Raw genomic sequence first — 26082 nt, 5'->3', positions numbered from 1 at the left:
CAGCCACAATGCAGGAAGATGTCACGGACGCCGCGCCACTCAGCGAGGACGATCTCGCGCTGATCCACGCGCTCCAACTACGGCCGAGGGCCTCGTGGACCGAGCTCGGCCGCGCCCTCGCCGTTGACCCGGTCACCGTCGCCCGCCGCTTCCACCGCCTCACCGAGCAGGGCACGGCCTGGGTCGGACTCTCGCCCGGCCCGCGGATGTTGGACCGGATGTGCGTCTGCTTCGCCCAGATCGACTGCGCCCCCGGCGCCACCGCAGCCGTCGTCCGGGCCCTCGCCGACCACCCCCACATGCTCACCATCGAGCGCTCCGCCGGCGCCCACGACATCCTCGCCACCGTCGCCACCCGCGACCTGCCGGCCCTCTCCCGCTACACCCTCGACCTGCTCCCGCACGTCCCCGGCGTCACCGCCGTCGACGCCCGGATCGTCACCCACATGTTCACCGAGGGCGGCCGCTGGCGCATCGCCGCCCTCGCCCCCGAGCAACGCGCCCAACTCGCCACCCCGCCCCCGCCCCCAGCGCCCCGGCGCGGCCCCGGCGACCTCACCACCGCCGACCGCGCCCTGCTCGCCTGCCTGGCCCGCGACGGCCGCGCCTCCTACCAGGCACTGTCCACCGCCCTGGGCGTCAGCCTCTCCACCGCCAAGCGCCGCGTCGAGCAGCTGACCCAGCTCGATGTCCTGCGATTCCGCTGCGACTTCGCCCGCCCCCTCGGCGGCTGGCCCGTCGCCCTCACCTTCTGGGCCAAGGTCCCGCCCGCCGACCTGCCGGCCGTCGGCCACGCCCTGATCCGGCTGCCCGAGACCCGCAACTGCGCCGCCGTCAGCGGCCCCCACAACCTCGTCGTGCAGGCCAGCCTCCACTCCGTCACCGACGCCCTGCGCCTGGAGACCCAACTCGCCACCACCCACCCCACCCTCGACATCGTCGACCGCGTCCTCACCCTCCGCCACGACAAACTCCTCGGCCGCCTCCTCGATGCCCACGGCCGCTCGACCGGGGTCGTCCCACCTGACGTCTGGACCGAGCCGCACATGTGACGCCGCTATGTGACGCCGCGTTATCGCGGGCGGGCCGTTCGGCGGGCGGGCACCGGCGGGTGGGCGGACGTTGCGCTGTCTGCCGCGCCGGGGTAGCGGCTCGCGCCCGAGTGGGGCCGGATGGGGTGGTGATCGGTCGTGTGCGCGCTTGGTGGGCGGCGCTGCCGCCCGGCGCCGGTGCCGCGGTGATGGCCACCGGCGTCCTCTCCGTGGGTCTGCACCTCATCGGCCAGGAGCCGCTCTCCCGGATCGCGTTGGGCCTGGCGGCCGCGCTCTGGCTGCTGCTCGCCGCCGACTTCACCGCCCGGCTGGCGGGCGACCGGGTCCGCTGGCGCGCCGAGGCCGACACGCCGCCCGCCCTGACCGCCGTCGCCGCCACCACCGTGCTGGGCACCCGGCTGTGTCTGCTGGGGTGGCGAGTGCCGGCCGCCGTGCTACTCGTGCTGGCCGTCGCCCTGTGGTCGGGGCTGCTGCTCGCGGTCGTACGGCACTGGCGGCGGCGGATGCCCGGGTCGGTCTTCCTGGTGTGCGTGGCCACCGAGGGGCTGGCGGTGCTGACGGCCAGGCTGTCCCTGGCCGGCGCCGGCGACTGGCTGGGCGCGGCCGGTGGGGTGCCGTTCTGGCTCGGACTGCTGCTGTACGTACCGGCGTTGGCGCGCTTCGACCTGCGACAGGTGGGCACCGGCGCCGGGGACCAGTGGGTCGCCGGCGGCGCCCTGGCGATCTCGGCGCTGGCCGCCGCCACGCTCGCCGCCTCCCCGCTGCGGACGGGCGCCGCGCACCGACTGCTGTGCGCGGCCGCCCTGGTGCTGCTGACGCTCAGCCTCGTCTGGTGCGCGGTGCTCACCGCCGCGGAGCTGATCCGGCCGCGGCCGCGCTACGACGTGCGGCGCTGGTCCACCGTCTTCCCGCTGGGCATGACCGCGGTGGCCGCGCTCGCCACCGCCACCGTCACGGCCGCGCCCGCGCTGCACACCCTGGGCCGGGTCCTGCTGTGGATCGGGGTCGGGGCCTGGCTGCTCACCGCCGTGGGACTGCTTGCGGGACTGCACGCGGGGCACGGCCGGGGCCGGGCACATGGCGACCTAAGTCGCTGACGGTGAGGGGAAGTTGAGAGGTTCGACGGTGCGGCACACCCGCGGGACGGGCCCTAGGCGTGCCGCACCGTGCGGCGCATCGGGGCCGTCACGGCATCCCGTCGTCGTCCCCGTCCCCGTAGCCGCCCTCGCCGCGTCGGGTGTTGGCCGTGCGGCGCAGCCGTTGCAGGCGCGGGTGTTGGGGCCGGCTGTGCTCGGTGACCGCCTCGCCGACCATGGCCGTCACCGCGTCCCGCAGTCCGTGCAGGGCGTGCCGCGGGGCACCGGCGCCCGGGTCCTCGCGCAGCTCGGCCAGCAGCGACCAGCACAGCGCCAGCATCACCAGGACGAACGGCAGCGCCACCAGGATCGTCGCCGTCTGGAGCGAGCTGAGCCCGCCCGCGATCAGCAACACGGCCGCGACCGCGGCCATCAGCACGCCCCACAGGACGACCAACCAGGTCCGCGGGTGCAGCGCGCCCCGGCTGGTCAGCGAGCCCATGACGAGCGAGGCGGAGTCGGCGCTGGTCACGAAGTACGTCATCACCAGCACCATCGCCACCCACGAGGTAAGCGTGCCGAGCGGGAGGCTGTCCAGCAGCCCGAACAGGGACGCCTCGGCGCCCTTGGCGACCGTCGAGGCGAGCTCGGCCCGGCCGTTCGCGTCCTGGCGGATCGCGCTGCCGCCCATGACGGAGAACCAGACCATGGTCGCGCCGCTGGGAACCAGCAGCACTCCGACGAGGAACTCGCGGATGGTCCTGCCGTGCGAGATGCGGGCCAGGAACGTGCCGACGAACGGCGCCCAGGACAGCCACCACGCCCAGTAGAAGATCGTCCACTGGCCCAGCCAGGTGGGGTCGGTGAAGGCGCCGGTCCGCGAGGCCATCGGCAGCAGTTCGCTGAGGTAACCGCCCAGGCTCGCCGGAATGGTGTTCAGGACGTACACGGTCGGGCCGACCACGAAGACGAAGAGCATCAGCAGCGCCGCCAGCGCGATGTTGAGGGTGCTCAGCCACTTCACCCCGCGGTGCAGCCCGGAGAAGGCGGAGGCCACGAAGGCGGCCGACAGCGCGGCGACGATGATCAGCTCCAGGGTCCGGGAACTGGGGGCGCCCGCCGTCAGGTTGAGGCCCTCGGCGACCTGGAGGGTGCCCAGGCCCAGGCTGGTCGCGGTGCCGAAGACGGTGGCGAAGACGGCCAGCAGATCGATCACCTTGCCCGGTCCGCCGTTGGCCCGCCGCTCGCCGATCAGCGGGACGAAGGCCGAACTGAGCCGGTTGCCGCGGCCCTTGCGAAAGCCCGCGTAGGCCAGCGCGAGTCCGGCGACGCCGTAGATCGCCCAAGGGGTGAGCGTCCAGTGGAAGAAGGAGTACTCCATGGCCGTGCGGGCCGCGGTCAACGTCTTGGCGTGCGCGCCGGATCCGGGCGGTGGCGACACATAGTGCTGGAGCGGTTCGCCCACGCCGTAGAACATCAGGCCGATGCCCATGCCGGCGCTGAACATCATCGCGATCCAGGCGAGGTTGGTGAATTCCGGTTCCGCGTCGTCCCGGCCGAGCCGGATCGCGCCGAACCGGCTGAACGCGATGACGACGCACAACACCAGGAAGAAGTCGGCGCCCACCACGAACAGCCAGCCGAAGTTGGCGAGTACCCAGTGCAGCGCGGTGTCCGAGACGGTGGCGAAGTTGTCCTTCCCGAGGGACGCCCACCCCACCACGAGCAGGACCACCACCACGCCGATGGTCACGATCGTGGGGTCCGGGGGTTGTTGCGGGGGCTTCTGGTCAGGGGCGACGGGATACGAGGGCTCCGTGCTCATGGCGCCCCACTATGGTGCGGAATGAGATGATTCGCCGGGCTGGCGCGCCGTTCGGGCCGGTGCGCACCCAATCTGGCCAGCGGTCGGGGCGCCCGCCCGGCCGACGCCCCGCGGGCGTGCGGTTCAGGGGCGGCGGGCCGCCCAGGCGATCCGGCTGCCGTGGACGCCCAGGTCGTCGCGGTGCGGCACGGACTCCGGGGCCTCCGCCGCCAGGCCGTGGCGGCCGATGCCGGGGCCGTCGGGGAGGAAGCGCGGCATACCGCCCCGCTCGACGACCACCAGCAGCACGATCGCCCGCGGGGCGGTGGTCGTCTGGCCGGGGCCCAGCCGGTGACCTCGTCGAGGAACGGACCGAGCACCTCCGCGTCGAGGTCCAGACGACGTGCGCGCGGCCCTCGCCGCGGGACCTGTCTAAGCTGCCCCCGTGAACGACGACACCACACGAGGGATACGGATCAGGCCCGGCGAACTGTCCGACGCGCCGGCCGTCTTGGGCATGCTCGACCGCGCGGTGGCCTGGATGAACGCGCGCGGCAACACCGAGCAGTGGGGCACGACCCCGTATTCGCAAAAGCCCGGCGGGGTGGCGCGGGTCGAGCGGTACCTGACCGAAAACGACCCGCACATTGCGGAGTTGGACGGGGTGCCGGTCGGGACCCTGGTGCTGGGCACCGGCCCCAACCCGCAGGTGTCGATCCCGTTGGCGGACGAAGACGAGCGGTTCGTCCGCCTGTTGGTCTCCGACCGGCGGCATGCCGGACGAGGCGTCGGGGCGGCGCTGCTGGCGCACGCCGTTGCGGAGACCCGGCGGGCCGGTGTGGCGCTGCTGCGGGTCGACTGCTGGGCGGGCGGCGGGGGCGAGCTGGTCGCGTACTACGAGCGCAACGGCTTCACGCCCACCGTCCCCTTCCTCGCCGGGAGTTGGCCGGGCCAGGTACTGGCGATGCGGCTCGACTGACGCCACGGGCACGCGCGGGTATGGGCGCGGGCGCTGGCGGTGCGGCGGGGCGGCCTCTCGGGTTCACGGGTTCACGGTGCCTGGCCGTGCCCTCGTCAAGGCGACGCCTTCGGCGGGGGCGCAGGCGGTGACTGCGGCGGGACGAGACGCAGGGCCTCCTCGACGAGCGTGTCCGCGATCTTCGACTCGGGCACCGTGCGGACGACTTCACCCCGGACGAAGATCTGCCCCTTGCCGTTGCCGGCCGCCACGCCGAGGTCCGCTTCGCGTGCTTCCCCGGGCCCGTTGACGACGCACCCCATGACGGCGACCCGCAGCGGGTGCGGGAACCCGTCGAGGGCGGCGCTGACCTGTTCGGTGAGGCGGTAGACGTCAACCTGGGCGCGCCCGCAGGACGGGCACGAGACGATTTCGAGCCGGCGGGGGCGAAGACCCAGGGACTGGAGGATCTGCTCGCCCGCCTTGACCTCCTCCACCGGCGGGGCGGACAGCGACACGCGAATGGTGTCGCCGATGCCCTCGGCGAGAAGCACACCGAAGGCCACGGCCGATTTGACCGTGCCCTGGAGCGTGGGCCCGGCCTCGGTCACCCCGAGGTGCAGCGGATAGTCGCAGGACGCCGCGAGCAGCCGGTAGGCGGCGATCATCGTGCGCGGATCGTGGTGCTTGACCGAGATCTTCAGGTCCTGGAAGCCGTGTTCCTCGAAGAGCGAGCACTCCCACAGCGCCGACTCGACGAGCGCCTCGGGCGTGGCCTTGCCGTGCTTGGCCAGCAGGCGCTTGTCGAGGGAGCCCGCGTTGACGCCGATGCGCAGCGGGACTTCGGCCGCGGCGGCGGCCTGGGCGATCTCGCGCACCTTGTCGTCGAACGCCTTGATGTTGCCGGGGTTGACCCGTACCCCGGCGCAGCCGGCGTCGATGGCGGCGAAGACGTACTTGGGTTGGAAGTGGATGTCCGCGATCACGGGGATGGGGGACTTGGCCGCGATGGCGGGCAGCGCGGCGGCGTCGTCCTGGGTGGGCACCGCGACCCGGACGATCTCGCAGCCGGCCGCGGTGAGTTGGGCGATCTGCTGGAGGGTGGCGTTGACGTCCGCGGTGACGGTGGTGGTCATCGACTGCACGGAGACGGGGGCGTCGCCGCCGACCGCCACCGCGCCGACGGCAACCTGTCGACTGCGGCGCCGTGGTGGGGTGGGTGAGGTGTCGTGTGCGGTGGACCGGCGTGCGGTGGGCATGCCGAGTTCCGTGGCCATCTGAGCTCCGTCCTGGCCGTCACCGACTGATGAGGGCCGACTGTGGGAAGGTGAGGTGCGCGGGGCTGCGGTCTCGGCGCGGCGCGGGGTGGGGCTTCATTTCGTGCGGCGGACGCTGGTGGCGGCGATCCGGCGCAGGACGGCGTCGACCCGGGGCGGGAAGGCCGCCCGGTCGAGGGCGGCGAGGGCGGCGGCTTGCCGGTCGGTGATCATTGTTTCGACGGCGGCGCGGGCACCGGTCTGTTCGAGGATCCGGCGCATGCGGGCCGCGCCGTCCCCGTCCAGCCGCGGATCTCCGAACAGCTCGGTGAGCTGCCTGAGTTGGGCCCGGTCGGCGCGGCGCACGGCCAGCGCCACCAGCACGGTGGCCTTGCCGGACCGCAGGTCCTCACAGTCGGATTTGCCGGTGACGTGCGGATCGCCGAAGGTGCCGAGGAGATCGTCCCGTAACTGGAACGCCTCGCCCAGCGGCAGGGCATAGGCCGAGCAGGCACGCAACACGTCCGGGCCCGCGCCGGCCAGGGCCGCACCCACCTGTAGGGGCCGTTCGACGGTGTACTGCGCGGTCTTGAGGCGGTTGACGGTCAGGGCGCGCTCGATGTCGTCGGTGACCGTCCCCGTTGACAGCAGGTCCAGGTACTGGCCTCGGATGACGTCGTTGCGCATGGCGTCGAGCAGCGGGAGCACGGCCTCGCTCTGCTGTGGTGTCAGGCGTGCGGCATGCAGTATCTCGTCGGCGCGGACGAGGGCGAGGTCCCCCAGGAGGATGGCCGCGTTGGTGCCGAAAGCCTCGGAGTCCGCCCGGTCGGCGTGCCGGGTGGCGAAGGAGCGGTGCGCGCTGGCCCGGCCGCGGCGGGTGTCGCTGGCGTCCATGATGTCGTCGTGGATCAGCGCGAAGGCGTGGAACAGCTCCAGGCTGGCGGCCAGTTGCCAGAGCCGTTCCTCGGCACCGCTCCCACCGCCCGCGTGCCAGCCCAGCACGCACAGCAGAGGCCGGATGCGTTTTCCGGGGGCGAGGACGAAGTCGGCGAGCGCCGTCGAGAGCTCGTCCGCCTGCCCGCGTTGGGCCGGGACGGTCGTGGGCTCGCGGCGGAGGGAACCGGCGAGGACGGTGTCGATGCGCGTGCGCAGATCGGCGAGGTCGAGGGCGTTGGGGGTGACGGCGAAGGGGGCCACCGGAACTCCTTTGCGGTGGGGGAGGAGAGGGGCGCGGGATGCCGCTTTGCGGATCGTGGCCCGGTGACGGACTCGGGTGTTCCGAACCGCCGGATTGCGCGTGTTGATGTCGCGGAGTGCCGAGGAGGGGAACTCCACCGGATGACGAGAGGCCGGCCGGCGGAGCGCTCAAAGGTCACCATCGAAAGCTCGGTTCGATGTCGTTCCCCGACTGGCACCATGCTTTCCTCTGGGACGCCTGGGAAACGCGCACGGTGCAGAATTTCCTCGACCGAGGGAGCGCGATGCCAATAGTCCCTATGCGCCCCGGTATACATCTATCGCAGACTTGAAACTTCTTCAGGTGCGCATCGGAGAGGTGCGGATGACCGCGACAACTGACGTGAATTCATTCGGACTTATATGAGCATGGCGGAGATTCGTCGTCGCCTGGTCGGGAGGGGTGTGCCGGTTCGGTGCCATGGGCGCCGCCCGAGGTTCTCCTGGTGGCCGCGAGGGGGGTGAACGGCCGGTTGGCTGGAGTTGATAAGTGTCGGATTCGTCAGCATGGGCGTCCCAGGAAGGCGATACGTTTCTCTGGGCATCGGACGTCATCGGACGCCGTCAGCGTTTCTCGATGTATGCGAAGGGCGCGAAGTACGCCCCCGCTCCGGTGTGATGGTGCAGCCGGGAGGCGCTCGGTTGCGAGGAGCACCCACGCGTCTTCCGTGGGAGTATTGTCGGTGTCCGGAGTCCTCGATCGAGAAGTAACGATAATCCGGGGCGCGTTACCGCGTTCACGCCACCGCATTGACGCGAAGGAAGCGAACGGCCAGCTGTCTCAAGCGACTTGGCGAAAGCGGCAGTTCGCTTTCGTCGGGCTCCGGGTGATCCGCGCGAAGAATTCCGCCGCGAAGAGTATGCCGTATCGACCCGGGCGAACGCCCGGTGGGATCCACTCGTTGCACATGGGCCCTTAGGAGGGTTGATGGTAACTGCCGCTCCCGTTAGGCATGTCGCCGTAATCATGGACGGTAATGGGCGATGGGCCCAGCACCGCGGGCTGGATCGGCCCCACGGATATATAGCCGCCCGGACCGCCGTCGAGGAGGTCGTGGACGGCGCGTTGGAGGCGGGGGTCGAGTGGTTGACGCTGTTCGCCTTCTCCACGGAGAACTGGTCGCGCCCGGAGGAGGAGGTCAGCTTCCTCATGCGTTTCCTCGCCCAGCACGCCGTCGACCAGCAGTCACGGCCCCTGCACGACCGCGGCGTGCGGCTGCGGCTGCTGGGCAGCGACGATCCCCGCATTCCGGTGGAGGTGATGGCCAGGTTGCGCGCCGTCGAGGAGACGACCCGTCGCAACGACACGCTCCAGCTGGTCCTGGCCTTCAACTACGGGGGCCGTCAGGACATCTGCGAGGGCGCGCGTTCCCTGGTCACCGAGCAGGCGCCGGCCCAGAGCATCACCACCGACACCGTCACCCGGCACCTGCAGATGCCCGAACTGCCCGACGTGGACCTGCTCGTGCGCACCGGCGGCGAGTACCGGCTGTCCAACTTCCTGCTGTGGCACAGCGCGTACGCCGAGTTCGTCTTCCTCGACGTGCTGTGGCCCGACTTCCGCGCCACGCACTTCCGCCATGCCCTGGAGCTCTACTCCCAACGAAGGCGTCGTTTCGGCGCGGTGGACCCAGTGGACGCGGCGGACCCGACCGGCCCGGCCGAAGCCGCCGGCCCGGCAGCGGCCGGCAGCCCCGCCCGGCCGCCGGGCCTGCCGCCCCTGCCTGCCCTGCCGCGCCCGACGGCGTTGCTCGGCCTGCCCACGGCGGTCGCCTCGCACCTGGGCTCCAAGCTGTGGGACGGACTGCGGGAGACCGCCCACTTCGCCCTGGACCGACTCATCGCAGATGCGACGAAGGCCGATCCGCCGGACCGACTCATATGACGACGCCCGGCCTGCCGCCGCTGCGCCGGCTCGTCTCGCACGCCACGCCCTGGCAGCGCACGCTGCGCCTGGCCGGGATCGAGCAGGGTCGGCTCCGCGACGACTACACCGCAGCGGCCCTGCTGGTGGCCCGCAGGTATCCGGTCGTGTACCCCTTCGTCCGCCTGCTGGCCCCGGCAGCGCTGCAACCGCACCTGTGGGCGTGCACCGCCTTCGGGGTCTACGCCGACCGTCTGGTGGACGTGCCGGTGCACCGGTGCGAACCGGCCAGGTTCCACGCGTGGGGCGAACACGTCCGGTCCGGGCTGGTCACGGGCCGGGCTGCCCAGCCCTTCCTGCGCGCCTTTCTGCACACCATGCAGGAGCGGCCCATCGACCCGGCCGACGTGCACGCCTACCTGGCAGGGCAGGCCGGCCGCCTGGGCGTCACCGGCTACACCACCGAACAGGACCACCACGACAACATCGACCGCAGCACCATGCCCGCCGTCCGCATCCAGCTCGCCACGTGCCGCGTCCCCCTGCACCCCCGCAACGAGACCGCGGCACGACTGGCCATCGACGCCGCGCAACGCTGGGACGATCTCGCGGACTTGGCCGACGACCTGCAAGCGGGCCTGCTCACCATCCCCGAGACCGAGCTGTTGCGCTTCCGCGTGCCCCGCGCCGACTTGGAGGCGGGCCGGGACACCCCGGCCGTCCGAGCGCTCCTCGCCGACGCGTGCGGCAGGACCCGCTCCGCCTTCCAGGTGGCCCACGATGCCCTCGACGACGCCGACGAAGCGGTCCAACTCCTCTACCGCGCCATCCTGATACTCCTCGCGCAGGGCATGAACGGCCTCGAACACCAGGGTGCCGCCCTGCTCCGGCCCAGCCGCCTGTGGCGCGTGCGCCCCTCGCCCACCCAACTGCTCAGCGACACCCTCCGAGCCTTCCGATCCCTGCGGACCCTCCAACACGGCACGCACATCGGCTGACCGGCGAGCCGGTGATCAGGTGCCGGCCGGCGGCGGTCGGCCGAGGGCCGCGGAGCCCTGCGCGGCAGATCACGGGTTGGCATCCACGATCACCTGGCCTCGGGCACGGATGCGAGAATGAGGTCCGTGAGCGACGGGGCGCTCGGCGCGACCAGCGTGCGCAGGGGGACTCAGGGACTCGCGTCGGAGGTGCTGGCGCGGGAGGCGGCTCAAAGCCCATGGAGAGGGAGAAGATGCAGGTCGGAGCGGTTTCGTGAGGTTTCTGCACACCTCCGACTGGCATCTGGGGCGGTCCTTCCACCGCGTGAACCTGCTCGCCGCCCAGCGCGCGTTCCTCGATCACCTCGTCGAGACCGTGCGCACCCGGGACGTCGACGCGGTGCTCGTCGCCGGCGACGTCTACGACCGCGCGGTGCCGCCGCTGGCCGCCGTCGAGCTCTTCGACGACGCCCTGCACCGACTGGCCGCGCTCGGCGTCCCCACCGTCATGATCTCCGGCAACCACGACTCCGCCCGCCGGCTCGGCGTCGGCTCCGGACTGATGCGACGGGCCGGCATCCACCTGCACACCGACCCGGAGGAGTGCGGCACGCCCGTCCTCCTGGCGGACGCGCACGGCCCGGTCGCCTGCTACGGGCTGCCCTACCTCGAACCGGCCATGGTGCGCGACGCCCTCGGCGCCCCGCGCGCCGACCACGCCGCGGTGCTCGGCGCGGCCATGGACCGGGTCCGCGCCGACCTCGCCGGCCGGCCCGCCGGCACCCGTTCCGTGGTGCTGGCGCACGCCTTCGTCACCGGCGGCACCGCCAGCGACAGCGAGCGGGACATCACCGTCGGCGGGGTCGCCTCCGTCCCCGCCGCGGTCTTCGAGGGCGTCGACTACGTGGCCCTGGGCCATCTGCACGGCTGCCAGACCCTCACCGAGCGGATCCGCTACTCCGGATCGCCGCTCGCCTACTCCTTCTCCGAGGCCACCCACCGCAAGTCGTCCTGGCTGATCGACCTCGACGCGGACGGCACCGTGCACGCCGAGCGGGTGGACTGCCCGGTGCCCCGCCCACTCGCCCGGCTCCGCGGCCCCCTCCAACACCTCCTGGACGACCCGGAGTTGACCCGCCACGAGGGCTCCTGGGTCGAGGCCACGCTCACCGACCCCGCCCGCCCGGCCGAGCCGATGGCCAAGCTCGCCAAGCGCTTCCCGCACACCCTCAGCCTGGTCTTCGATCCCGACGCGTCCCCGGAACGCCCCGCCGCCTCGTACGCCCAGCGGCTGCGCGGCCGCAGCGACCAGGAGATCGCCGAGGACTTCGTCGCCCACGTCCGCGCCGGCCGCGGCGCCGACGACGACGAGCGGGCCGAACTGCGCTCGGCCATCGACGAGGTACGGACCGCCGACGCGGCCGCGGAGGTGGCGCGATGAGGCTGCACCGGCTGACCCTGACCGCCTTCGGCCCGTTCGCCGGCAGCCACACCGTCGACTTCGACCGGCTCGCGCGCGACGGGCTGTTCCTGCTGCACGGCCCCACCGGCGCGGGCAAGACCTCGGTCCTGGACGCGGTCTGCTTCGCCCTCTACGGCTCGGTGCCCGGCGCCCGGCAGAGCGGCCAGGCACTCCGCAGCGACCTGGCGGACCCGGCCACCCCCACCGAGGTCGTCCTCGAACTGACCGTCGCCGGGCGGCGGTTGGAGATCACCCGGCTGCCCGAGCAGCCCCGCCCGAAGAAGCGCGGCGCCGGCACCACCAAGGAGAAGGCGGCCAGCCGGCTGAGGGAGTTCACCCCCGCCCCGGACGGCGACCCGGCCGCCGGTGCCTGGCGCGCGCTCAGCCGCTCCCACCAGGAGATCGGCGAGGAGATCGGGCAACTCCTCGGCATGAGCAAGGAGCAGTTCTGCCAGGTGGTGCTGTTGCCGCAGGGCGACTTCGCGCGCTTCCTGCGGGCGGACGCGGAGGCCCGCGCGAAGCTGCTGGGCCGGCTCTTCGACACCCGGCGGTTCGCCGCGCTGGAGGACCAGCTCACCGCCCGCCGCAAGGCCGCCGCCGACCGGGTCGCGGCCGGCGACGAGCGCCTGCTCGCGCTCGCCCACCGGATCACCCAGGCCGCCGGCGACACCCCCGACCTCGACGACCCGTCCGTGCCGGCGCCGGTGGCCCGCGCCGCCGTACCGGCCCAGGCCGGACCCGCCGGCCGCGGCGGACGCACCCCGCGCAGCGCGCCGCCGACCGCCTCCGCCGACGGGGACGCCGCCGCGCCCGGACCGGGCGAAGTAGGCTTCGCCGACGCGGTGTTGGCCCGCGCCGCCGTCGCCCGGGTCGGCGCCCGCGAACGCCTGGAGGCCGCCCGCTGCGCGCTGGCCGCCGCCGAGGCCACCGAACGCGCCGCCGCCGACCGCTGGGAGGAGGTCCGCGAGCGCGACCGCCTCCAGCGCCGCCACGCCGAGGCCCAACGGCGCGCCGAGCAGCTCGCCGCCCGCGTCGACGAACGCGACCGCATCCAGGCGCAGTTGGAGCGCGCCCGCGCCGCCGCCGAGGTGGCCCCCGCGCTCGCCCTCCGGGACGCCGCCCAGCGGGAACTGGCCGCAGCCCAGGACGCCGAACGCCGCCACCGCGCCCCGCTGCCGCCCGCCCTCGCCGACGCCGGGGCCGACCACCTCGCCGAGCAGGAGCGCCAGGCACGGGCCACCCTCGGCTCCCTCGCCGCGGCCCGCCGGACCGAGCGCCGCGCCGCCGAACTCGCCCGCGAGTACGCCGACGTGGACCGCGAGGCGCACGCCGACGAGCAGACGCTGCTGGACGCCGCGGAGTGGCTGACCGGCTGGGACGCCGCGCGCGACGCCCACCAGCGCCGGATCGACGAGGCCCAGGAGGCCGTCCGGCGCGCCGAGCAGCTCGCCGGGCAGCTCGCACCGGCCACCGAACGGCTCTCCGCCGCCCGCCGCCGCGACGACCTGGCAGGCGAACTCGCCGACGCCGAAAAGGAGTTGCTCGCCGCCCGGGAACGCGCGGCGGCCGCCCACGAGCACTGGCTGGACCTCAAGGACCGGCGACTGCGCGGCATCGCCGCCGAACTCGCCGCCGACCTGACGGACGGTCAACCCTGCGCCGTGTGCGGCTCCATCGCGCACCCGGATCCGGCCCGCCCCGGCGCCGGCCACGTCGACCGGGCGACCGAGGACGCCGCCCAGGCCGACCACCGCCGCGCCGAGGAGGCGCGCCGGCGCGCGGAGGACCACCACCAGGCGGTCAAGGAGGCGCTGGCCGCCGCCGGCGCCGCGGCCGGCGACACCCCGACCGTCGAACTCGCCGCCCATGTCGAGGAGTTGACGCAGGAGGCGGCCCGCGCCCACAGCGCCGGCGCGGCACTGCACGGCGCCCGCGAGGCGCTGGCCCGCGCCGAACGGGAGTATGAGCGGCGCCGCGACGACCAGCAGCACGCCGAGCGCCGGGCCGCCGCCCGCGCCTCCCGCCGCGAGGCCCTGGAGCGCGAACGGGCCGCGCTGGAGGACGAGTTGACCGAGGCCCGCGGCGACTGCGACAGCGTCGCCGAGCGGGCCGACCGGCTCGAACGCCAGGCGGCGCTGCTCTCCGCCGCCGCCGAGGCGGCCCGTACCACGGAGGCCTGCGCCGGGCGCCTCACGGACGCCGACGCCCAACTCGCCGACGCCGCCCACCGCGCCGGCTTCGCCACCCCCCAGGAAGCCGCCGACGCAACCCTCCCCGAGGCCGAACGCCGGGCGCTGCAACGGCAGTTCGACGACGGGCAGGCCGAGGCCGCCGCCGCGGCGGCCGAACTCGACCGCCCCGAACTCCGCGCCGCCGCGGCCCTCCCGCCCGCCGCCCCGGAGACCGCCCGCGCCGCCCATCAGGCCGCCGCCGCCCGGCTCCGTACCGCCACCGCGACCCTCACCGCCGCCGTCGAACGCTGCGCCGCCCTCGACCAGCTCTCCGCCGAGGCCACCACCGACGCCCGCCACCTCGCCCCGCTGCGCGCCGCGCACGAGCGCATCGCCCGGCTCGCCACGCTCACCGCCGGCACCTCCGCCGAGAACGCCCGCCGGATGCGACTGGAGTCCTACGTCCTGGCCGCCCGCCTGGAGCAGGTCGCGGCCGCCGCCACCGCCCGCCTGCACCGGATGTCCGCCGGCCGCTACACCCTCGTCCACTCCGACGAACGCGCCGGCGGCGCCCGCCGCTCCGGCCTCGGCCTGCACGTCGTCGACGCCTGGACCGGCCGCGAACGCGACACCGCCAGCCTCTCCGGCGGCGAGACCTTCTTCGCCTCGCTCGCCCTGGCCCTCGGCCTCGCCGACGTGGTCACCGACGAGGCCGGCGGCACCCGCCTCGACACCCTCTTCATCGACGAGGGCTTCGGCAGCCTCGACGAACAGACCCTCGACGAGGTCCTGGACGTCCTGGACGGCCTGCGCGAACGCGACCGCAGCGTCGGCATCGTCAGCCACGTCGCCGACCTCAAGGCCCGCATCCCCGCCCAGTTGGAGGTCGTCAAGGACCGCACGGGGTCCCGGGTGCGGCACCGGGGGCCGGGCGGGGCCTGACGCCCGCCGGGTGACCCGGCCAGGGCTCAGGTACTGACCGGCCGGCGGGGGAGTGGCGAGGAGTACACCACGCTCGTGGCCACCTCGCCCAGGGCGCCGATGCGGCCCGAGACCTCCTCCAGGTGCTTCATGGAGCGCGCGGCGACCTTGAGGAAGAGGCAGTTCTCGCCCGTGACGTGGTGGGCCTCCAGGATCTCCGGGGTGGCCGCCAGCAGGTCCCGGAAGGGCTTGCCGTTGCCGCCGGAGTGACGCAGCCGGACGAAGGCCAGTACCGGCAGCCCGACCCGCTCCGGCTCGATCACCGCCGCGTACCCGGAGATCACCCCGGACTCCTCCAGGCGTCGCACCCGCGTGGCGACCGTGCTCGGCGACACGTTCACCGCCCGGGCCAACTCGGCGCGGCCCACCCGCCCGTCGTGCTGGAGGACGTCGAGGATGCGCCGGTCGACGGCATCAGGGGAGTATCCGGTCATCCCCGCTGTCTAGCAGGGAATTCGCCGGCCGGGCAAGGGTCTTGGGGTACCCCTGACGCGGCCGCGGCCGACCACCCCTCGCAAGGCGGGCGACCGGCCGCGGCGGATGGCCGTCGTCAGAGCGCCGAGAGTTCGGTCAGCAGGTCGTCCAGGCCGAGCGAGCCCTGGGACAGCGCCGCCATGTGCCACGCCTTGAGGTCGAACTCCGCGCCGTGCCGGGCCCGGGCGGCCTCCCGGCCCTGGAGCCAGACCCGCTCGCCCAGCTTGTAGCCGATCGCCTGGCCGGCCATGCCCTGGTAGCGGATGATCTCGCTCTCGACGAAGTCGGCCGGCCGGCTGCTGTGCGCGGCCATGAACGCATGGGCCAGCTCCGGCGTCCAGCGCTCGCCCGGGTGGAAGGGGGAGTCGGCCGGGATCTGGAGCTCCAGGTGCATGCCGATGTCGATGATGACCCGGATCGCCCGCATCATCTGCGCGTCCAGGTAGCCCAGGCGCCGCTCCGGGACGGTCAGGAAGCCCAGTTCGTCCATGAGGCGCTCGGCGTACAGCGCCCAGCCCTCGGCGTTGGCGCTGACCATGCCGACCGTCGTCTGGTAGCGCGAGAGCCGGTCGGCGACGTACACCCACTGCGCGAGCTGGAGGTGATGGCCGGGCACGCCCTCGTGGTACCAGGTGGAGACCAGGTCGTAGGCCGGGAAGCGGGTCTGTCCCATGGTGGGCAGCCACGTACGGCCGGGCCGGGAGAAGTCCAGCGACGGCTGGGTGTAGTACGGGGCGGCGGCGCCACCGGGCGGGGCGATCTTCGACTCGACCCGGCGGACCGGCTCGGCGAGGTCGAAGTGGGTGCCGTCCAGCGCGTCGATGGCCTCGTCCATCAGCGACTGGAGCCACTGCCGGGTCTCCTCGACGCCCTCGACCGCCTCGCCGTGCTCGTCGCACCAGGCCAGCGCCTCCCACGGCGTCTTGGCGCCGGGCAGCACCTTCTCGGCCTCGGTCGTCATCTCGGCCAGCAGCCGGTGGAATTCGGACCAGCCGTACGCGTATGCCTCCTCCGGGTCGATGTCGGCGCCGTTGTAGTAGCGCGCGAGCCGGGCGTACCGCTCGCGGCCCACCACGTCCGACGCGCCCTCGACCGCCGGGCCGTAGACGTCCCGGAACCAGTCGCGCAGCTCCACCAGGGCGCCGGTGGCCACCTCGGCGGCCGCGTCCAGTTCGGTGCGCAGCGCCTCGGGGCCGGGGGCGGTGAAGTCGGCGAACCAGCTGCGCTCGGTGCCGATCCACTCGCCGAGCTGCCCGATGACGGTGGTGACCTGGAGCGGACCGCCGGGCAGGCCCTTGTCCAGGCCGGCCTGGAGGGCGGCGCGGTAGCCGGTCAGCGCGGCGGGCACGGCGCGCAGCCGCCGGGCGACCGCCGCCCAGTCCGCCTCGGTCTCGGTGGGCGTGAGGTTGAGGGCCTCGCGCACGTGGTGCAGCGGCGAGCTGATGTTGCTGACCGTCCGCAGCCCCTCGCCGGCGTCGTGGACCGCGAGCTCCGCGGAGAGCCGTTCGCGCAGCAGCCGCGCACAGACCTTCTCGGCGGCGTCGTCCGCGCCCGGCCGGGCCTCGGCCGCCGCCAACTCGTCCAGCGTCGTGCGGGCGAGCCGGGCCACCGCTTCCTGGCCCTCGGGCGAGAAGTCGGGGAGCTTGCCGAAGCTCTCGGGGATGCCGAGGTACGTGCCGGTGATCGGGTCCAGTTCGATGAGCGCATCGACGTAGGCGTCGGCGACCTGGCGGGGCAGCGGACCGCCCGTGGGGGTAGTGGTGTTGGACATGCGGGCCATCCTCGTATGGATCAGCCCGCCGCGTCACCATCATTCCGGCTGACGTTGCTGACGCGTCCCCTCAGCCCCGGCGGGACCCGTTCCGGACCCGGAGCGCCTCCCGGGACTCGCGGGGCTCCCGGTGGGCCGGGACGCCCGTCGGGCGCGCCGTGATCACCAGCGTGCCCTCCTCTATCTGGTAGTCCAACGGCAGCCCCAGCCCGCGCATCGCCGTCACCATGCCGGTGTTGGACGCCTGGGTGACCGCGTAGACGCTCTTGCTTCCGGTCTCGGCGGCCATCCTGACCAGCCGGCGCAGCAGTTCCGCGCCGATGCCGCGCTGCTGCCAGGCGTCCTCGACCAGCAGTGCCACCTCGGTCTCGTCGCCGTCCCACAGCAGGTGGCCCAGCGCGACCAGCCGCCCGGAGGCGGTCTCCGCGGCCAGCGTGCGGCCGAACCGCGGGCTGAGCAGATGGTCGAGATAGCGGTCGGCGTCCCCGATCGGGCCGTGGTAGCGCCGCGTCAACGTCCCTTCCGAGCAGCGCAGGTGCATCGCGCGGGCGGCCGCCAGGTCGCCGGGGCCGGCGCGGCGGACGGTGAGCTCATTGCCCTCGGGCAGCGTGAGCACGTCGCGGCGCGGCGGGACGCGCTGGCCGAGCCGGGTGTCCAGCTCGACCAGTGCGCGCACCCGGGCGAACTCGGTGGGGGTGAACGGCAACTGCGGCCTTTCGATGGTGAGCGAGCCCCCGGAGGGATCGCGGAACTTCATGGTGTGCTCCTCCAACACGCCCTCGGCGGGCACGGCTTCGGCCAGCGGCTGACCGGTCAGCGACCGGGCCGGCACCGAGTGGAGGGTGCAGCGGCCCAGCAACTGCCGGAGTGCCAACGGGAGTTCTGCGGAATCCAGCGCGGTCCGGGTGGCCAGGCTCAGCATCCGGGTCGGCGCGTCGACCAGGTCGTGCGCGTCGGCCCGCTCCAACCAGGTCTGCACGCCGCCCGCGTCGGCCACCGCGGCCGTCAGCTCCCGCGGCGCCAACTCCGCCGGGGCGCGCAGCAGGAACTCGTCGACCGTCCCCGAGGACAGCGGGTGGGCCTGGAGGCTGAGGATGTCCACCCGGTGGGCGGCCAGCACCGTGCACAGGGCGGCCAGGCTGCCCGGCTCGTCCCGGACGGTGGTGCGCATCCGCCACAGCGTCGCCTCCCGGGCATCGCGCGGGGGAGCCGGCGCGGCGGCCCCCGTGGCGGTCGGCCCGTGGGCGGCGGCCGTATCCCCGGTATCCGTCGGCGGTGGGGCGTGCTCATGACGGCGTGCCCACCAGACGTGGAAGCCGGCCGTGGCCAACAGCGCGCCCGCGCCCGCGCACAGCATCACCGGGCCGGAGGGGCCGTGGGCGATGGTGTTGGCGGCGGCGTCGGCCACCGCCACGGCCGTGAACAGGGCGGCCAGTTCGACGACGTCCCGACGCCAGTGGTGGCGCCGGGGGGAACGGACGGAAGTCGCATCAGTCATGCGGACAGCCTCGCGGAACGGTGTTGCCTGGTCGCCAACACCTTGTGTCGGGCGGGTAAAAGACACAATGGGCGCATTGGTCGCTACTGCCCCACCCGTCCTGGTTGCAGCGTCTTGGTGAACAAGATCCCTCCGCCTTCCTGACGCAGTCGCACCGTCAGTTCCCCGCTTCCCCCGTCGATCGCCACCTCGCCGAAGAACTGCGGGCTCTCCGCCGGGGAGACGTTCGCACGCTCCGGTGCCTTGATGAACGGCTGCTTGGGCCCGAACGTTCCATCCAGCTTCACGGCCGGGAAACCACCCGCGTGCAGCGGCCCCGACACGAACTCCCAGAACGGCTCGAAGTCCGTGAACGCGGCCCGCTCGGGCGCGTAGTGCTGCGCCGAGGTGTAGTGGACGTCGGCGGTCAGCCAGAGGGTCCCGGTGATCCGCCGGTGCTTGATGTGCCGCAGCAACTCGGCGATCTGCAACTCCCGCCCCAGCGGCGCGCCCGGGTCGCCCTGCGCCACCGCCTCGAAGTCCGTCGGGCCGTCCGTGACAACCAGCCCCAGCGGCATGTCCGCGGCGATCACCTTCCACACCGCCCGCGAGCGCGACAGCTCCCGCTTGAGCCAGCGCAACTGCTCGGCGCCCAGGATGCCTTGCGGGTCGTCGGTCTGCCGGTCGGGCGAGTTGGCGTTGCGGTATCGGCGCATGTCCAGCACGAAGACGTCCAACAGCGGGCCGTGCCGCAGCACCCGGTACACCCGGCCTTCCCCGTCCGGGCGGAGCGTGCGCAGCGGGAAGTACTCGCCAAAGGCGCGCAGCGCCCGCCGGGAGAGCACGTCGACGTCCTTGACGCGGTACCGGTCGTCGTCCAACACCTGGCCCGGATACCAGTTGTTGTGCACCTCGTGGTCGTCCCACTGGGTGATCGTCGGCACCTGGGCGTTGAACCGCCGCAGGTTCGCGTCCAGCAGGTTGTAGCGGAACGCGCCCCGGAACTCCGCCAGCGTCTCGGCGACCTTGGACTTCTCCTCGGTCGTCACGTTCCGCCAGATCCGGCCGTCCGGCAGGGTCACCCGCTCCTGGATCGGGTTGTCGGCGTAGATGTTGTCGCCGCTGCACAGGAAGAAGTCCGGATCCAGCCGCCGCATGTCCTCGTAGACCCGGTAGCCGCCCCGTTCCGGGTTGATGCCCCAGCCCTGCCCGGCCAGGTCGCCGGACCACAGGAACCGGACGCCCGCGGGCCGCCCGCCGCGGCGGTCCGGCGCCGTGCGGAACGTGCCCGTCACCGGCTCCCCGGCGTGCTCGGGGTGGTCCGGATCGGCCAGCAGCACCCGGTAGTGGACCTGTTCGCCGGCCGGCAGCCCGTGCAGCGCGGTCACCCCGGTGAAGTCCGTACCGGGGCCGAGCAACGGCCCGTGCCAGGTACGGGCGTTGCGGAACGCCTCGGTGGCCGCGGTCTGCACCACCATCCGGGCCGGCCGGTCGGACCGCGCCCACACCAGGCCGGACGACGCGGTCACGTCACCGGCCTGCACGCCCCAGGAGGCGCTCGGCCGCCCGCGGCGCACCAGGGCCGGCGCGGCCCCCGCCGGGACGGCACCGGTCACCGCGGGCAGCACCAGTCCCGCGGAGCCCGCCGCCGCCCCCTGGAGGAGCGACCGCCGTCCGAAGCCTCTGCCGGCACCCTGCGCCATCGTGCTACCTCCGTGCTGCCTCGATCCCGTTCGTTACGCCCCCGTTCGTATCGCCACCCGGTGCCGCGCGGGCGAACTCCCGGTGAACTACGCCCATATGAGGCGGGAGAGGGGACCAGAGTCGCAGGACCACCGGCCGATCGCGAGGTACCGGCCCAAACGTCTACGCTCCGCTAATCCGCCGCCGCCCGGCCGGCCCCATGGAAGGCGACCGCCATGCCCACCCTCGGTTCCGCGCACCTTAGGGTCGCCCGCCCGTCCGGCGATCTGAGTGCCGCCGGCCGCTTCTGGCGCGACGGGCTGGGCCTGCGCGAACTCCACCGCCACACCGCCCACGAGGGCGAGCACTCTCTCCTCATGCTGGGCTGGCCGGACGCCACGTGGCACCTGGAGCTGACCCTCGACCCCACGGGCACGCTCCGCCCGACCCCGACACCGGACGACCTCCTCGTCCTCTACCTGGACGGCCCGGTCCCCGACGACCTCGTCGCCCGGTTGGAACGCCGCGGCGGCACCCGCGTACCGGCCCACAACGCCTACTGGGACGCCTGGGGCGTCACCATCGAGGACCCTGACGGCTACTGCCTGGTCCTGTGCACCCGCGACTGGAACAACGCACGGGTCCTGGGCGCCACCTGAACCCCGGCCGCCCGCACGCCACTTGACGGTCACCCGCCCTCCCGGCTGGACAACGCGATGCCCGCCCGGTGGGATAGAACGGTGCTGACCGATCCCGCCGACGACGCCACCACCGTCTTCGAGGCCCACCGCCCGCTGCTCCAGGCAGTGGCCTACCGGATGCTCGGCCGGGTGGTCGACGCCGAGGACGTGGTCCAGGACGCCTGGTTGCGCTGGTTCGCCGCGGACCGGACCCAGGTGCGCGAACCGCGCGCCTATCTGGTCCGCATCACCACCCGGTTGGCCATCGACCGGCTCCGTCAACTCCAGTCGCGCCGCGAGTCCTACGTGGGTCCCTGGCTGCCCGAACCCCTCGCCACCGATGTGCTGGTCCCCGGGCAACCCCTCCCGAACGGCGCCGAGCGGGCGGTCTTCGCCGAGACCGTCACCCTCGCCGTCCTCGTCGTGATGGAGGCGCTCTCCCCGTTGGAGCGCGCGGTGTTCGTGCTGCGCGAGGCGTTCGGCTACCCGTACGCGGAGATCGCGACCGTCCTGGAGCGCAGCGAGGCCGCGGTGCGCCAACTGGCGGGCCGGGCCCGGCGCCACGTGGCGGAGGGCAGGCCGCGGTACGACGTCGACCCGGACCGGCAGCGGGAGTTGACCGAGCGGTTCCTGTCGGCCGCCGCCGGCGGCGACTTGGAGGGACTGCTGACCATGCTCGCGGCGGACGCCCGGCTGGTCGGGGACGGCGGCGGCAAGGCCAAGTCCTCGCTGCGGATCATCGAGTCCGCCGACAAGGTCGCCCGGTTCCTCATCGGTGTCATCGCCATGCTCCCGGCCGGCCTGGAGCTCGACTTCCTCGAACTCAACGGCGGGATCGCGCTGCTCGCCCGCGTCGACGGGGCCCCGGACTCGGTGGTCCAACTCGGCATCCGGGACGGCCGGATCGAGACCGTCTACCTCATGCGCAACCCGGACAAGCTGGTCTCACTCGCCCGCTAGCCGGGCCGCCGCACGCAGGCCGGTGCGCGGACTCGCCAGCACCGGCACCGCGTTCCCGCCCGGCCCGTCGGCCGCGAGCCGGTCCGCTACGGGTGCCATGGACGCCTGCGCCAGGACGAGGACATCGGCCCGGCCGCCGTCCCGTTCCCGCCGCGCCGCATCGGCCACCGCCGCCAGATAACCCGCCTGGTCACCGGCCTCGAACCGCTCCCAGGCACCCGCGACGAGCACGTGGTGCACCCGCGCAGGGCGCCCGGCGCGGCGGGCCTCCTCGGCGATCAGCTCCGCGGTGGGCGCCAGGGTGCTCTCCAACGCGGCGAGCACCGCGATCCGGGGGCCGTGCGCGACGGCCGCCGCGGCCATCGGCCGGTCCACCCGCAGCACCGGCAACCCCGCCGCCGACCCGGCCGCCTCGGCCACCGACCCGAGCGTGGAGCAGGTGCACAGCGCCGCCCGGGCCCCGCCACGGACGGCCTCGCCGAGCGCCTCGGCGACCTCGCGCGCGACCCCGTCGGGCCTCGACTCCCGTGCGCGCGCCAGGAGTTCGGGCCGGACCAGGTGTCGCAGCGGCAGCCCGGGCGCGTCCGCGTCGCGCAGCGCATCGAAGACGGGGACGTGGACCGGCGAGGTGTGCAGCAGGGCGAGCATGCCCGCGAGCCTAACGGCCGCCTCCGGCTCGGCGGACGGCCGGTTGCCGCGTGGTGCGGAACGGTGCTGGCGGCCTCGTGAAGACGCGGTGAGCGGGCGGAAACGGATGGGGGATTGGTCTTGACCAAGGGTGGGGGTGGTCATATCGTCGAGATACTGCAACAACCTTTAATAAAGAAGCGCGCATTACTCGGGGCTGCTGGGGACCGGGTGTCGCTGGCCCGTTGGGGCCACGTGCCACCGCCCTGTTGGAGCCCAGGTGTCACCGGCCCTTGAGACACTGGGTGGGTGCCATCGGACCCGTTCGCGGGTCGGTTTTGTTACGTCGTCTCGTTACGCATCAGCAGGGGGCCCGCGCGGCGGGCCCGCGGCCTCGGGGGGTGGGGATCACGCAGCTCGAAACGGCTCCGGAGCCTAAGTACTGGCATCTCAAGACCGTGCTCAGCGACGCGCTGGACAAGGAGTTCACGGTCGGGGAGATCCTGCCCAACGAGCGGGATCTGGCGGCGCGCTTCGGCGTCGCCCGGGCCACGCTCCGACAGGCGCTCGAACAGCTGGAGTTGGAGGGCCGGCTCCAGCGCCGCCGCGGCGTCGGCACCACCGTCGCACCGCCCCGGGTCGGCGTCGCCGTCGAGCCCGCCCGCCACACCTGGCCGGGCGCCGTCGGCGACGACTGGCAGCCGGTCGACGCGAGCGAGACCGACGAGGTGCCCACCGCGGTGGCCCGCCTGTTGGAGACCGCCCCCGGCGAGGCGGTCCACCTGGTGCGCCGCAGCCGGGTCTCGGCCCAACAGCCGGTCGCCGCCGAGCTGTTGTACGTCCGGGCCGACGCGGTACCGGCCGGCGGCGACGCGCTGCCCCTCGACACCGGCGCCCGCGCCCGCGCCGTGCTCGGCGCCCTCCAGTTGCTCGACCTGGATGGCCAGGACCGCACCGTCGAACTGGGCTCGGCCCGCGCCGAGGACGCCAAACAGCTGGACCGTCTGCCCGGCGCGCCCGTTCTGGTGGTCACCACCCGCTACGTCTCCCGAGGCCGGGCCGTCGCCGTCGCGGTCTCCACCTACCGCGCCGACACCTGCCGGCTCACCTTCGGGGAGCGCGAGACGGAACCGCTGCTCGCGAGCTGACCCGCCGGCCGCGCCATGTCGGACGGGCCCGCACCGGACGCCCCGGTGCGGGCCCGCCGTCGTTCGCCGCCCGGGGCGCGCGGTCACCGCCGCGCGGTCACCGTGCCCTCCACGGCGAAGAGTTCGCCCTCCACGTGGTCCAGCGCCAGCCGCAGCGCGCCGGTGGCGATCGCGGCCTGCCCCAGCCGCGACAGCACCACCTCCGGCGGGCGCAGGCAGTAGCGCGCCAACTCCCGCCGCAGCGGCGTCAGTACGCCCGCCAGACCGGACGCCCAGCCGCCGACCACCACCAACTCCGGGTCCAGCGCCAGCACCAGCGCGGCCACGTCGTGCACCAGCCGCCGCAGGAAGCGGTCCACCGCCTCCCGCGCCTGTGCGTCCCCGCCCCGGGCCGCCGCGAACACCGTCGCCACCTGCGCCTCGTCCAGCGGTTGCAGCGGCTCCCCGGTGGTCGACAGCAGCGTCTCGGGCTTCGCCTCCCGCCCCAGCAGGTGCAGCGCGCCGATCTCCCCGGCGGCGCCGCCGAAACCGCGGTGCAGCCGCCCGCCGATCAGCGCCCCGGCGCCCGGGCTCAGCCCCGCCAGGACGAACACCACGTCATCGGAAGCGGTGGCCGCGCCCTGCCAATGCTCCGCCACCGCCGCGGCGTTGGCGTCGTTCTCCACCAGCACCGGGCAGCGGAACGACCGTCGCAGCCGCTCGCCGAGCGGCAGCCCGGTCCAACCGGGCAACGCGGTGCCCAGCCGCACGGTGCCGTCCGCCTCCACGATGCCCGGACTGGCCGCGCCGACCGCCCGCAGCGAACTGCGGGCCACGCCCGTCCGGCGCAGCAGTTCGGAGACCACCGCCCGGACCCGCTCCAGCCGCTCGTCGGCCGGCGCGGACTCCGCCACGTCGCGCTCCGCCGCATCCACCACCTGGCCACTGAGGTCGGCAAGGACCACCGCGACCCGGTGCGCGCCGATCTCGATGCCCAACAGGTGCCCGGCCTCCGTGACGAACCGGAACCGTCGGGCCGGCCGGCCCTGCCGCCGGATCTCGCCCTCCTCGGCGGGCGCCTCGGCCACCAGCCCGGTTTCGATGAGCCCCTCGATCACGCCCTCGACCGTCGGCCGGGACAGGCCGGTCACCTGGACGAGATCGGTGAGCGTGGGGGAGTCCGCGGCGCGCAGCGCGTGCAGCACCACCGCGGAGTTGATCCGTCGCAGCAGAGAGGGGTCCCCGCCGGTGAGCCGACCCAACGTCCGTCTCCTCGCCTCGCCTGTCTGGCGGATCGTAGCCGGTCAGCGGGTGTGCGGCGAGTCCCACGAACCGTGTGCCTCCCGGGCCTTGGACGGCCCGACGGCGCTGGCCCGAACCGGCCTCACCCCGCGAGGACGGCCAATTGTCAGTCCCCAGCGGTTTACTGACGGTATGACGCCACAGCAGCCGGAACCACAGCACAGCAAGCAACCCACCCCGACGATCCCGCCGCCCCGCACACCGACCGCACCCACCGCGTCGGCCACACCTACCGCGTCCGCCGTGCCCACCGCGCCGCACGGGCCCGAGCCGCCCGGCGGGCCGCCCACCGCGCTCGCCCGGCTCGACGCGCTGGCGGCCCGCCCGTTGGCCGGCGAGGGCGGACCGTGCTTCCACGTGGCGCCGCTGTGGGCGAGCGGCCCGCTGTGGGACGCGGACCCGGCGGACGCCGCGTCGGCCCGCGAGGAGTGCACGGAGCAACTCGCCGCGCTGGTCGCGGTGGTGTCCTTACGGTGGGGCGAGCCGGTCGTCCACGACCTGACGGAGGCGCTGGAGCACAGCGCGCAGGGACTGCCCGTCCCGGCTCCGCTTGACGTGCTGTGCACCCTGGTGCCGCGGGTGTACGCCTGGCGGGACGGCGGCCGCTGGATCGCGGTCGGTGCCGGGCCGTTGGAGCCCGGGCAGCCGCGCCAGGTCGTGGGCGCGGTGGCGGCGCGGCCCCCGGGGGAGGGCGAAATACCGGGCGGGGATGAGGTATCCGCGCCGTAGCCCGGAGCCGCCCGGGCGCGCCCGGGCTCAGCCACCCCGCGCCCACCCCGACGTCCGTCGTCCCGTTCCGTCAGGACTCGGTGAACGCCGCCGTGCGCAGGCGCCCGTACTCCTCCGCCATGGTCGCCAGCGTCCACTGAGCTTCTTCAGCGGTGCTGCTCCAGGGTGAGGACCGGTTTGGTCATTGACGTCAGTCGGTTGGGGCTGCAGCGGGCTTGGCGGAAGAGCCGCCAGGTCTTCAGGCGGGCGAAGGCCTGCTCAACAGGGCTGCGTAGTCGGGAGTGTGCACGGTTGACGGCCTTCTGTGCGGTGGTGAGCTTGTGTCCGCAGTGTCGCTTGAAGGGGGTGCAGACGGTTCCGCCGGCGCCCTGGTAGGCCTTGTCCGCGAGGACGGGGATCTTCAGACGTTCACAGA

At 73.8% G+C, this 26082-nt stretch carries 22 protein-coding genes; 11 read left to right on the top strand and 11 right to left on the bottom strand.

The window, feature by feature from the left end:
- Positions 1-8 precede the first annotated feature (8 nt).
- Both ACFVFQ_RS25270 and ACFVFQ_RS25265 read left to right on the top strand, forming a co-directional pair.
- Entirely contained in the window at positions 9-1052 is a 1044-nt protein-coding gene (locus ACFVFQ_RS25270; RefSeq protein ID WP_383419885.1) for an Lrp/AsnC family transcriptional regulator, read from the top strand.
- Positions 1053-1240: 188 nt separating this feature from the next.
- Positions 1241-2149 carry a hypothetical protein gene (locus ACFVFQ_RS25265; RefSeq protein WP_383420074.1) on the top strand — a complete coding sequence of 303 codons (909 nt, stop codon included), beginning with the start codon at positions 1241-1243 and terminating at the stop codon, positions 2147-2149.
- Positions 2150-2237: 88 nt separating this feature from the next.
- Here the strand turns inward: ACFVFQ_RS25265 and ACFVFQ_RS25260 are convergent, their stop codons facing one another.
- Both ACFVFQ_RS25260 and ACFVFQ_RS25255 read right to left on the bottom strand, forming a co-directional pair.
- Positions 2238-3953 (bottom strand): BCCT family transporter, encoded by a 1716-nt coding sequence (locus tag ACFVFQ_RS25260; protein WP_383419883.1) that lies wholly within the window; start codon positions 3951-3953, stop codon positions 2238-2240.
- A 123-nt stretch (positions 3954-4076) separates the two neighbouring features.
- Complete coding sequence (locus tag ACFVFQ_RS25255) at positions 4077-4232, bottom strand: hypothetical protein (protein ID WP_383419881.1); 156 nt, start codon at positions 4230-4232, stop codon at positions 4077-4079.
- A 145-nt stretch (positions 4233-4377) separates the two neighbouring features.
- Between ACFVFQ_RS25255 and ACFVFQ_RS25250 the strand changes: the two genes are divergently transcribed.
- Positions 4378-4911 (top strand): GNAT family N-acetyltransferase, encoded by a 534-nt coding sequence (locus tag ACFVFQ_RS25250; RefSeq protein ID WP_383419879.1) that lies wholly within the window; start codon positions 4378-4380, stop codon positions 4909-4911.
- Between the two features lie 95 nt (positions 4912-5006).
- Here ACFVFQ_RS25250 and ispG read toward each other — a convergent pair whose 3' ends face one another.
- Positions 5007-6167, bottom strand: a complete 1161-nt coding sequence (gene ispG, locus ACFVFQ_RS25245; RefSeq protein WP_383419877.1) for a flavodoxin-dependent (E)-4-hydroxy-3-methylbut-2-enyl-diphosphate synthase — start codon at positions 6165-6167, stop codon at positions 5007-5009.
- Positions 6168-6263: 96 nt separating this feature from the next.
- Positions 6264-7343, bottom strand: coding sequence for a polyprenyl synthetase family protein (locus ACFVFQ_RS25240; RefSeq protein ID WP_383419875.1), 1080 nt, complete (start codon positions 7341-7343; stop codon positions 6264-6266).
- Between the two features lie 967 nt (positions 7344-8310).
- On the opposite strand from ACFVFQ_RS25240, the gene uppS reads away from it, so the two are divergent.
- From uppS to ACFVFQ_RS25220, 4 genes are all read left to right on the top strand, one after another.
- A complete protein-coding gene (uppS, locus tag ACFVFQ_RS25235; protein WP_383419873.1) occupies positions 8311-9267 on the top strand; it encodes a polyprenyl diphosphate synthase in 957 nt (318 codons plus the stop codon).
- Positions 9264-10244 carry a squalene/phytoene synthase family protein gene (locus tag ACFVFQ_RS25230; protein ID WP_383419871.1) on the top strand — a complete coding sequence of 327 codons (981 nt, stop codon included), beginning with the start codon at positions 9264-9266 and terminating at the stop codon, positions 10242-10244. Before uppS ends, ACFVFQ_RS25230 begins: the two co-directional genes overlap by 4 nt.
- Positions 10245-10497: 253 nt before the next feature.
- On the top strand, positions 10498-11664 hold the full coding sequence (locus ACFVFQ_RS25225) for an exonuclease SbcCD subunit D (RefSeq protein WP_383419869.1): 1167 nt from the start codon (positions 10498-10500) through the stop codon (positions 11662-11664).
- Complete coding sequence (locus ACFVFQ_RS25220; protein ID WP_383419867.1) at positions 11661-14798, top strand: AAA family ATPase; 3138 nt, start codon at positions 11661-11663, stop codon at positions 14796-14798. The genes ACFVFQ_RS25225 and ACFVFQ_RS25220 overlap by 4 nt, the downstream gene beginning before the upstream one ends.
- 26 nt (positions 14799-14824) lie before the next feature.
- Here ACFVFQ_RS25220 and ACFVFQ_RS25215 read toward each other — a convergent pair whose 3' ends face one another.
- The 4 genes from ACFVFQ_RS25215 to ACFVFQ_RS25200 form a co-directional block, all read right to left on the bottom strand.
- Positions 14825-15271, bottom strand: coding sequence for an Lrp/AsnC family transcriptional regulator (locus ACFVFQ_RS25215; RefSeq protein ID WP_376563775.1), 447 nt, complete (start codon positions 15269-15271; stop codon positions 14825-14827).
- A 116-nt stretch (positions 15272-15387) separates the two neighbouring features.
- The gene (locus ACFVFQ_RS25210) at positions 15388-17082 is read right to left on the bottom strand and encodes a DUF885 domain-containing protein (RefSeq protein WP_383419863.1); all 1695 of its coding nucleotides are present in this window, start codon (positions 17080-17082) and stop codon (positions 15388-15390) included.
- 70 nt (positions 17083-17152) lie between these two features.
- A complete protein-coding gene (locus ACFVFQ_RS25205) occupies positions 17153-18580 on the bottom strand; it encodes a GNAT family N-acetyltransferase (protein WP_383419860.1) in 1428 nt (475 codons plus the stop codon).
- A gap of 83 nt (positions 18581-18663) precedes the next feature.
- Entirely contained in the window at positions 18664-20262 is a 1599-nt protein-coding gene (locus tag ACFVFQ_RS25200; protein WP_383419858.1) for an alkaline phosphatase D family protein, read from the bottom strand.
- Positions 20263-20478: 216 nt separating this feature from the next.
- Between ACFVFQ_RS25200 and ACFVFQ_RS25195 the strand changes: the two genes are divergently transcribed.
- Both ACFVFQ_RS25195 and ACFVFQ_RS25190 read left to right on the top strand, forming a co-directional pair.
- Positions 20479-20901: a VOC family protein gene (locus ACFVFQ_RS25195; RefSeq protein ID WP_383419856.1), complete on the top strand. Its 423-nt coding sequence runs from the start codon at positions 20479-20481 to the stop codon at positions 20899-20901.
- A gap of 57 nt (positions 20902-20958) precedes the next feature.
- On the top strand, positions 20959-21882 hold the full coding sequence (locus ACFVFQ_RS25190) for an RNA polymerase sigma-70 factor (RefSeq protein WP_383419854.1): 924 nt from the start codon (positions 20959-20961) through the stop codon (positions 21880-21882).
- Here ACFVFQ_RS25190 and ACFVFQ_RS25185 read toward each other — a convergent pair.
- A complete protein-coding gene (locus ACFVFQ_RS25185; RefSeq protein ID WP_383419852.1) occupies positions 21868-22530 on the bottom strand; it encodes an aspartate/glutamate racemase family protein in 663 nt (220 codons plus the stop codon). The genes ACFVFQ_RS25190 and ACFVFQ_RS25185 overlap by 15 nt on opposite strands.
- Before the next feature lie 380 nt (positions 22531-22910).
- On the opposite strand from ACFVFQ_RS25185, the gene ACFVFQ_RS25180 reads away from it, so the two are divergent.
- Positions 22911-23657, top strand: coding sequence for a GntR family transcriptional regulator (locus ACFVFQ_RS25180; RefSeq protein WP_383419850.1), 747 nt, complete (start codon positions 22911-22913; stop codon positions 23655-23657).
- An 83-nt stretch (positions 23658-23740) separates the two neighbouring features.
- Here ACFVFQ_RS25180 and ACFVFQ_RS25175 read toward each other — a convergent pair whose 3' ends face one another.
- A complete protein-coding gene (locus ACFVFQ_RS25175) occupies positions 23741-24898 on the bottom strand; it encodes an ROK family transcriptional regulator (protein WP_383419848.1) in 1158 nt (385 codons plus the stop codon).
- A gap of 172 nt (positions 24899-25070) precedes the next feature.
- On the opposite strand from ACFVFQ_RS25175, the gene ACFVFQ_RS25170 reads away from it, so the two are divergent.
- Positions 25071-25667, top strand: coding sequence for a hypothetical protein (locus ACFVFQ_RS25170; RefSeq protein WP_383419846.1), 597 nt, complete (start codon positions 25071-25073; stop codon positions 25665-25667).
- A gap of 146 nt (positions 25668-25813) precedes the next feature.
- Here the strand turns inward: ACFVFQ_RS25170 and ACFVFQ_RS25165 are convergent.
- Positions 25814-26082: transposase family protein (locus ACFVFQ_RS25165; RefSeq protein WP_383419844.1), on the bottom strand; the 269-nt coding region annotated here is incomplete at its 5' end.

The sequence above is a fragment of the Streptomyces sp. NPDC057743 genome (genome assembly GCF_042798755.1).
GTDB lineage: Bacteria > Actinomycetota > Actinomycetes > Streptomycetales > Streptomycetaceae > Streptomyces.
The sequence above is the reverse complement of the archived record's forward strand: the minus strand, read 5'-3'. Positions and strand labels throughout refer to the sequence as shown.